Source organism: Streptomyces sp. IBSBF 3136 (assembly GCF_036815105.1).
Lineage (GTDB): Bacteria > Actinomycetota > Actinomycetes > Streptomycetales > Streptomycetaceae > Streptomyces.
In genome coordinates this window covers 1-6787 of record NZ_JAJSZC010000322.1, presented here as the reverse complement: position 1 = coordinate 6787, position 6787 = coordinate 1, and the positions used below count along the sequence as shown (strand labels likewise).

Annotated in this window: 6 protein-coding genes; all 6 read left to right on the top strand. The window is 76.5% G+C overall.

Features of this window, described 5'->3' with window-relative positions; all coding sequences use genetic code 11:
- Positions 1 to 112 precede the first annotated feature (112 nt).
- From V7E45_RS37580 to V7E45_RS37555, 6 genes are read left to right on the top strand one after another with little or no spacing between them, the layout of a single operon-like run.
- The gene (locus V7E45_RS37580; protein WP_333778763.1) at positions 113 to 1228 is read left to right on the top strand and encodes an ADP-ribosylglycohydrolase family protein; all 1116 of its coding nucleotides are present in this window, start codon (positions 113 to 115) and stop codon (positions 1226 to 1228) included.
- 8 nt (positions 1229 to 1236) lie between these two features.
- The gene (locus V7E45_RS37575) at positions 1237 to 2454 is read left to right on the top strand and encodes an ADP-ribosylglycohydrolase family protein (RefSeq protein WP_333778762.1); all 1218 of its coding nucleotides are present in this window, start codon (positions 1237 to 1239) and stop codon (positions 2452 to 2454) included.
- On the top strand, positions 2442 to 3806 hold the full coding sequence (locus tag V7E45_RS37570; RefSeq protein ID WP_333778761.1) for an ADP-ribosylglycohydrolase family protein: 1365 nt from the start codon (positions 2442 to 2444) through the stop codon (positions 3804 to 3806). The genes V7E45_RS37575 and V7E45_RS37570 overlap by 13 nt, the downstream gene beginning before the upstream one ends.
- Positions 3803 to 4696 (top strand): ribokinase, encoded by an 894-nt coding sequence (gene rbsK / locus V7E45_RS37565; RefSeq protein ID WP_333778760.1) that lies wholly within the window; start codon positions 3803 to 3805, stop codon positions 4694 to 4696. Before V7E45_RS37570 ends, rbsK begins: the two co-directional genes overlap by 4 nt.
- The gene (locus V7E45_RS37560; protein WP_333778759.1) at positions 4693 to 5913 is read left to right on the top strand and encodes a CaiB/BaiF CoA transferase family protein; all 1221 of its coding nucleotides are present in this window, start codon (positions 4693 to 4695) and stop codon (positions 5911 to 5913) included. Before rbsK ends, V7E45_RS37560 begins: the two co-directional genes overlap by 4 nt.
- A complete protein-coding gene (locus V7E45_RS37555) occupies positions 5910 to 6722 on the top strand; it encodes an HpcH/HpaI aldolase/citrate lyase family protein (RefSeq protein ID WP_333778758.1) in 813 nt (270 codons plus the stop codon). The genes V7E45_RS37560 and V7E45_RS37555 overlap by 4 nt, the downstream gene beginning before the upstream one ends.
- Positions 6723 to 6787 lie beyond the last annotated feature (65 nt).

Sequence of the window (6787 nt, the reverse complement as noted above, 5' to 3'; positions counted from 1 at the left end):
CCCCCCGCACCCCCTCGGAAACCGGCCCCGCCGAGAAGCAGGAGCGCGGTCGGGAGCCGGGTTCTCTCGTGGGGGTGGGGGACTGCGGGAGCGTGGACAGTGAGGGGCGGTCGTGACGCGGCGGGTCGAGGGACTGCTGATCGGGCTCGCCGCGGGGGACGCCGCCGGGTGGCCCGCCGCGCGGCACCGGGCGGCGCGGATGCCCGAGTGGACCCGGCGGCTCACCCGGGAACTGGACACGTTCGCCGAGCAGAACGCGACGACGACCCTCCCGGTGCCGATCGCGCTCAACCAGCCCCCCGAGCCGCTGCGCCTCGGCCCCTCCGACGACGCCGAGTGGGCGGCGTTCGCCGCCGAGGCGGTGCTGCGGGCCGGTGACGACGACGTGCTCGGCGACCTCAGCCGGGACCGCCGGATGCGCGCCGCGATCGACCTCACCTGGACCGCCGTCGCCTCCGAGGTCGCCGCGGCGGCGGACCGCGCCCCCGAGGTCGAGTCGGCGGTGCTCCCGCTGCGGGCCCGCATCTCCGTGCGGGCCGGGCTCGGCAACCTCGCCGCCGGCCTGCGCCCGCCCGCCACCGGCCACGACAACCCGCACTACTTCGACGACGCCGCCTGCGTCCGCGCCTGCGTCCTCGCGGTGGCCCACCCCGGGGACCCCGGCCGGGCCGCCGACCTCGCCGAGTTCGACGCCCGTTACACCCAGGACGGCGACGGGGTGCACGGCGCCCGGGCGATGGCGGCGGCCCTGGCCCAGGCCCTCGCCGGCGCGGACACCGGCACCTGCGTCGCGGCCGCCCTCGCCGAGCTCCCGGCGGCCACGGAGATCGGCCGCAACGCCCGCCACGCGCTGGCCCTGGCCGCCGACAGCGAGTCGGCGTTCGCGCTCATCCCGCTGCTGGAACACCAGATCGTCGACCACGTCTACAGCTACGGCATCGCCGCCGCCGAGACCGTCCCGGTGGCCCTCGCCCTGGCCACCGCCGCCCGCGGCCGCATCGCCGAGGCCGTGCCCGCGGCCGCCTGCCTGTCCCGGGTCGCCGACTCCGCGCCCGCCTTGGCCGGCGCGCTCACCGGGGCCCTGGGCGGCGGCGCGGCCATCCCCGACAGCTGGCGGGACGCCTGCCGCACCCTGTCCGGCTGCGCCCTGCCCCGCCTCACCGGCACCGACCTGGTGGAACTCGCCGGACTGCTGGAAGCCGCGCAACGGACCCGACCGGAGGGATGATTCGGGGCATGACGCCCAAAGGAGAAGAAAGCAGCGGTCCGTGCCCGCCGCGGTCCAGCGATCCGTGCCCACCGGGGTCGGACGGTCTCGCCGAACGGATCACCGCGGCTCTGGTCGGAGCGGCCGTCGGCGACGCGCTCGGCGGCCCCGTCGAGGGCTACTCCCCCGACCAGATCACCGACCGCCACGGCGGCCGCGTGCACGGCATCGTGGGCCCCTGGAACGGCGACGACTGGCGCACCGCCCGCCCGATCGCCCCGTACCACAAGGGCGACGGCCACGTCACCGACGACACCCTGATGACCCACGCGCTGGTCCGGGTCTACGCCCGCGTCCGCGACCACCTGGACGCGTACGCGATCGCCGACCACCTGGTCCCGGACCTGATGACGAACCCGCGCTGGATCCCGGAGCTGGAGGCGGAGGCGCTGCCGCTGCAGCGCCTGTTCCTCGCCGAGAAGTGGCTCGTGGCGCGGCTGGCGTACGGCCACGCCGACCCTCGGGAGGCGGGCGTCGGCAACATCGTCAACTGCGGGGCCGCGATGTACATGGCCCCCGTCGGCCTGGTCAACGCGGCCGACCCGGCCGGGGCGTACGCCGAGGCGCTGGACGTCGCGGGCGCGCACCAGTCGTCGTACGGCAGGGAGGCCGCCGGGGTGTTCGCCGCGGCGGTCGCCGCCGCCGCCACGCCGGGCTCGACCCCGGACTCGGTGGTGTCCGCGTGTCTGTCCCTGGCGAAGGACGGCACCCGCGCGGCGATCGAGAAGGTCTGCGAGGCGGCCCGCGCGCACGGCGACTTCGAGTCGGCCCTGGTCCCCCTGCGCGAGGCGGTGGCCCCCTACGACACGGTCGGCCCCGACTACCGCGCCCCCTCGCTCGGCGCCCGCCGCCCCTCCCGGCTGCACTCCATCGAGGAACTGCCCATCGCGCTGGGGATGCTGCTGGTCTCCGGCGGCGACTTCCGGCAGGCGGTCCTGGGCTCCGTCAACTACGGCCGCGACTGCGACTCGACCGCCACGATGGCCGGCGCCCTCGCCGGCGCCCTGGGCGCGCCGGTCCCCGAGGAGTGGTCCAAGACGGTGGCCGAGGCCAGCCGCCTCGACCTGTGGGAACCGGCCCGCACCCTGACCGGGGTGGCCCGGGAGGTCTTCGCCCGGGACGTGGCCCGCCGCCGGGCGCACGAGCGGGCCGTCACGGCACTGGGAGGCGCGGCATGCTCCGACTGACCTGGGTGCAGCCGGAGGACCTGGTGGGCCACGAGCTGCGCCAGGCCCGCCTGGACGGCCGGGAACCGTCCAGGATCGAGGCGAGGTGGCGCGCGGCCGGCGGGCTGGACGCCCCGGACCGGGCCGGGGCCTCGCCGCAGCGGGCCTCGCGCTACCTGCGGCTGCTCGCCGAGGACCTCCTGGACGAACTGGCCGACCTGCCCAGCGCGCTGGCGGAGGACGAGCCGACCGATCTGGAGCGGATCAGGGCCCGGTGCCCCGAGTGGCCGGCGCCGCCCCCGTTCCGGCCGGCCTCCGACCCGGTCGCGCTCGAGGCGTCCTGGCTGGGCCGGGCCGCGGGCTGCCTGCTCGGCAAACCCGTGGAGAAGCTGCCCCTGGACGGCATCCGCGCCCTCGCCCGGTCCACCGGCAACTGGCCGCTGTCCACCTGGTTCACCGCGCGGGGGGTCCCCGCGGAACTGCTCGACGCCCATCCGTGGAACCGCCGCTCCGCCGGGACCTCGCTCGCCGAGAACATCGACGGCATGCCCGAGGACGACGACCTCAACTACCCCCTCGTCAACCTGCTCCTGCTCCAGCGCCACGGGCGGGACTTCACCACCGCGGACGTGGCCGGCCTCTGGCTGGACGAACTGCCGCCCGGCCGGGCCTTCACCGCCGAGCGCATCGCCTTCCGCAACCTCCTCAGCGGCATCGAACCCCCGCTCACCGCCCGCCACCGCAATCCGTTCCGCGAGTGGATCGGCGCGCTGATCCGCGCCGACGTGCACGGCTGGACCAACCCCGGCGACCCCGCTGCCGCCGCCGAACAGGCCCACCGCGACGCCATCCTGACGCACACCGCCAACGGCGTGTACGCGGCGATGTTCACGGCCGCCATGCTGGCCGCCGCGGCCGGCGGGAGCTCCGACGTGCACGCCTGTCTGCGCACCGGACGCGCGGTGGTCCCCGCCGGCTCCCGGCTGGCGCGGGCGGTCGACGACGCCCTCGCGCTCGCCGCCGAGCACCGGGACTTCGACGACGTGGTCGACGCCCTGCACGCCCGCCACGCCGCCGCTCACCACTGGGTCCACGCCGTACCCAACACCGCCCTGATCGCCGCCGCCCTGGCCCACGCGGACGGCGACTTCAGCGGCTCCGTCTGCCGTGCCGTCTCCGGCGGCTGGGACACCGACTCGAACGGGGCCACCGCCGGCAGCGTCGCCGGCCTGCTGGCCGGGGACCCGGGCGCGCTCCCGGACCGCTGGCGTATGCCGCTGAAGAACCGGCTCGCCACCTCGGTCGCCGACTTCGACGGCACCGGCTTCGACACCCTCGCCCACCTCACGCACCTGGAGGCGACCCGCTCATGACCCACATCGCGGTCCTCGGCAGCATGAACATGGACCTCGTCGCCTATGTGGACAAGGCCCCGCAGCGGGGCGAGACGGTGACGGGACGGGAGTTCCACACCATCCCCGGCGGCAAGGGCGCCAACCAGGCGATCGCCGCGGCCCGGGCCGGCGCCACGGTGACGATGATCGGCGCGGTCGGCAACGACTCCTTCGGCGTGCGGCTGCGCGACGCCCTCGAACACTCGGGGGTGGACACCGACTTCCTGCGCACGATCGAGGGCCCCTCCGGCACCGCCCACATCGTGGTGGACGACGAGGGCGGCAACTCCATCGTCGTCATCCCGGGCGCGAACGGCACCGTGGACCACCTCTCGCCCGGCGACGAGAGCGTGATCGCCACCGCCGACACCCTGCTGCTCCAGCTGGAGATCCCGCAGGCCGCGGTCCTCGCGGGCGCGGCGGCGGCCCGCCGGCACGGGGTCCGCACGGTGCTCACCCCCGCGCCCGCCCAGCCCCTCACACCCGAGCTGCTCGCCGCCACCGACCTGCTGGTCCCCAACGAGTACGAGGCCGTCACCCTCACCGGCCGCACCGACCCGCGGGAAGCGGCAGCCGCCCTGCTCGACCTGGTCCCGGAGGTCGTCGTCACCCTGGGCGCGACCGGCAGCCTGTACCTGGCGCGGGGCACCGAGCCCCTGGTGGTCCCCGCCCCGCGAGTGCGGGCGGTGGACTCCACCGGGGCCGGCGACACCTTCGTCGGCGCGCTCGCGGTGGCCCTCGCCGAGGAGAAGCCGGTGCGCGAGGCCCTGTCCTGGGCCGCCGCCGCTGCCGCCCTGTCCGTGCAGCGGGTGGGAGCCACGGCGTCGATGCCGTACCGCCCGGAGATCGAGGCGCAGTACACGGCATGACGACGAACGGCACGCACCCGCCCGTGAGCGCCCCGCAGCCCCTCGCCGGCCTGCGGGTCCTGGACCTGGCCACCCTCTTCGCCGGGCCCATGGCCGCCACCCTGCTCGGCGACTACGGCGCCGAGGTGATCAAGGTGGAGCATCCGCGCCGGCCCGACCCGTCCCGGGGGCACGGCCCGGCGAAGCACGGGGTCGGTCTGTGGTGGAAGGTGCTCGGCCGCAACAAGCGCGCCGTCACCCTCGACCTGTCCCGGCCCGGCGGCCGCGCGACCCTGCTGCGGCTCGCCGCCACCGCCGACGTGGTGATCGAGAACTTCCGCCCGGGCACCCTGGAGAAGTGGGACCTGGGCTGGGCGGAGCTGTCCGCCGCCAACCCGCGGCTCGTCCTCACCCGGGTCACGGCCTTCGGCCAGTTCGGCCCGTACGCGCACCGGCCCGGCTTCGGCACCCTCGCCGAGGCGATGAGCGGGTTCGCCGCCCTGACCGGCGAGCCGGACGCCCCGCCGACGCTCCCGCCGTTCGGGCTCGCCGACTCGGTCGCGGGCCTGGCGACCGCGTACGCCGTGCTGACGGCCCTGGCCGCGCGCGAGCGCACCGGCGCCGGGCAGGTCGTGGACATGGCGATCATCGAGCCGATCCTGGCGGTCCTCGGACCCCACTCCACCTGGTACGACCAGCTCGGCCACGTCCAGGAACGCACCGGCAACCGGTCCGCGAACAACGCCCCGCGCAACACCTACCGCACCGCCGACGGGCACTGGGTCGCCGTGTCCACCTCGGCCCAGTCGGTGGCGGAACGGGTGATGCGGCTGGTGGGCCGGCCCGAGCTGATCGAGGAGCCGTGGTTCGCCACGGGGGTGGACCGCGCTGCGCACGCCGAGGTCCTGGACGAGGCGGTGGGCGCCTGGATCGCCTCCCGCACCCGGGACGACGTGCTGGCCGCCTTCGAGAAGGCCCAGGCGGCCGTCGCCCCCGTCCAGGACGTGCGGGACGTGGTGACGGACCCGCAGTACCGGGCCCTGGACACGGTCACCACGGTCGACGACCCCGAGCTGGGCCCGCTGCGCATGCAGAACGTCCTCTTCCGGCTCTCCTCGACCCCGGGCGCGATCCGCTGGTGCGGCCGGCCGCACGGCGCCGACACGGACGCCGTGCTCACCGAGCTGGGCCTGACCGCGGCCGAGCTGCGCGCCCTGCGCGAGGAGGGCGCCCTGTGACGCCCTTCCCGCTCACCTGGCTCTACGTCCCCGGCGACCGCCCGCACGTGGTGGCCAAGGCGCTGGCGGCGGGCGCCGACGTGGTGGTGATCGACCTGGAGGACGCGGTCGCCCCCGACCGCAAGGACTACGCCCGCGCCGCCACGGCCGAGCGCCTCGGCGAGCCCCAGCCGGTTCCGGTGCACGTCCGTGTCAACGCCCCGGACGGCCCCTGGGCGGCAGCGGACCTCGCGGCGCTGGCCACACTGCCGGGCGTGTCGGGGCTGCGGCTGCCCAAGGTGGCCTCCCCACACCAGGTCAGGCAGGCCGCCGTGGGCACTCCGCTGCCGTTGTACGCGCTGCTGGAGTCGGCGCTCGCCATCGAGCACGCCTACGCCATCGCGGGTGCGCACCCGTCCCTGCGGGGCATCTCGCTCGGGGAGGCGGACCTCCGCGCCGACCTGGGCGTCCGGGCCGACGCCGGGTTGGACTGGCCCCGCTCCCGGGTGATCGTCGCCGCCCGGGCGGCGGGGCTGCCCCCGCCGCCGCAGTCGGTCCATCCCGACATCCGCGACCTGGACGCCCTTGCCGCGTCCTGCGCGCGTGGCCGTGCCCTCGGCTTCCTGGGCCGCGCGGCCATCCACCCCCGGCAGCTGCCGGTGATCGAGCGGGCCTATCTGCCCACCGCGGCCGAGATCGAGCAGGCGGAGACGGTCATCAAGGCGGCGGCCACCACCGAGGGGGCTCAGGCGCTGCCGGACGGCCGCTTCGTGGACGCGGCGGTGGTGGCGGCGGCCCGGCGGACGCTGTCCCTGGCGCGCCGGCGCTGACCCCGGCACGCGGAAGGGGGGGGGGGGGGGGGGGGGGGGGGGGGGGGGGGGGGGGGGGGGGGGGG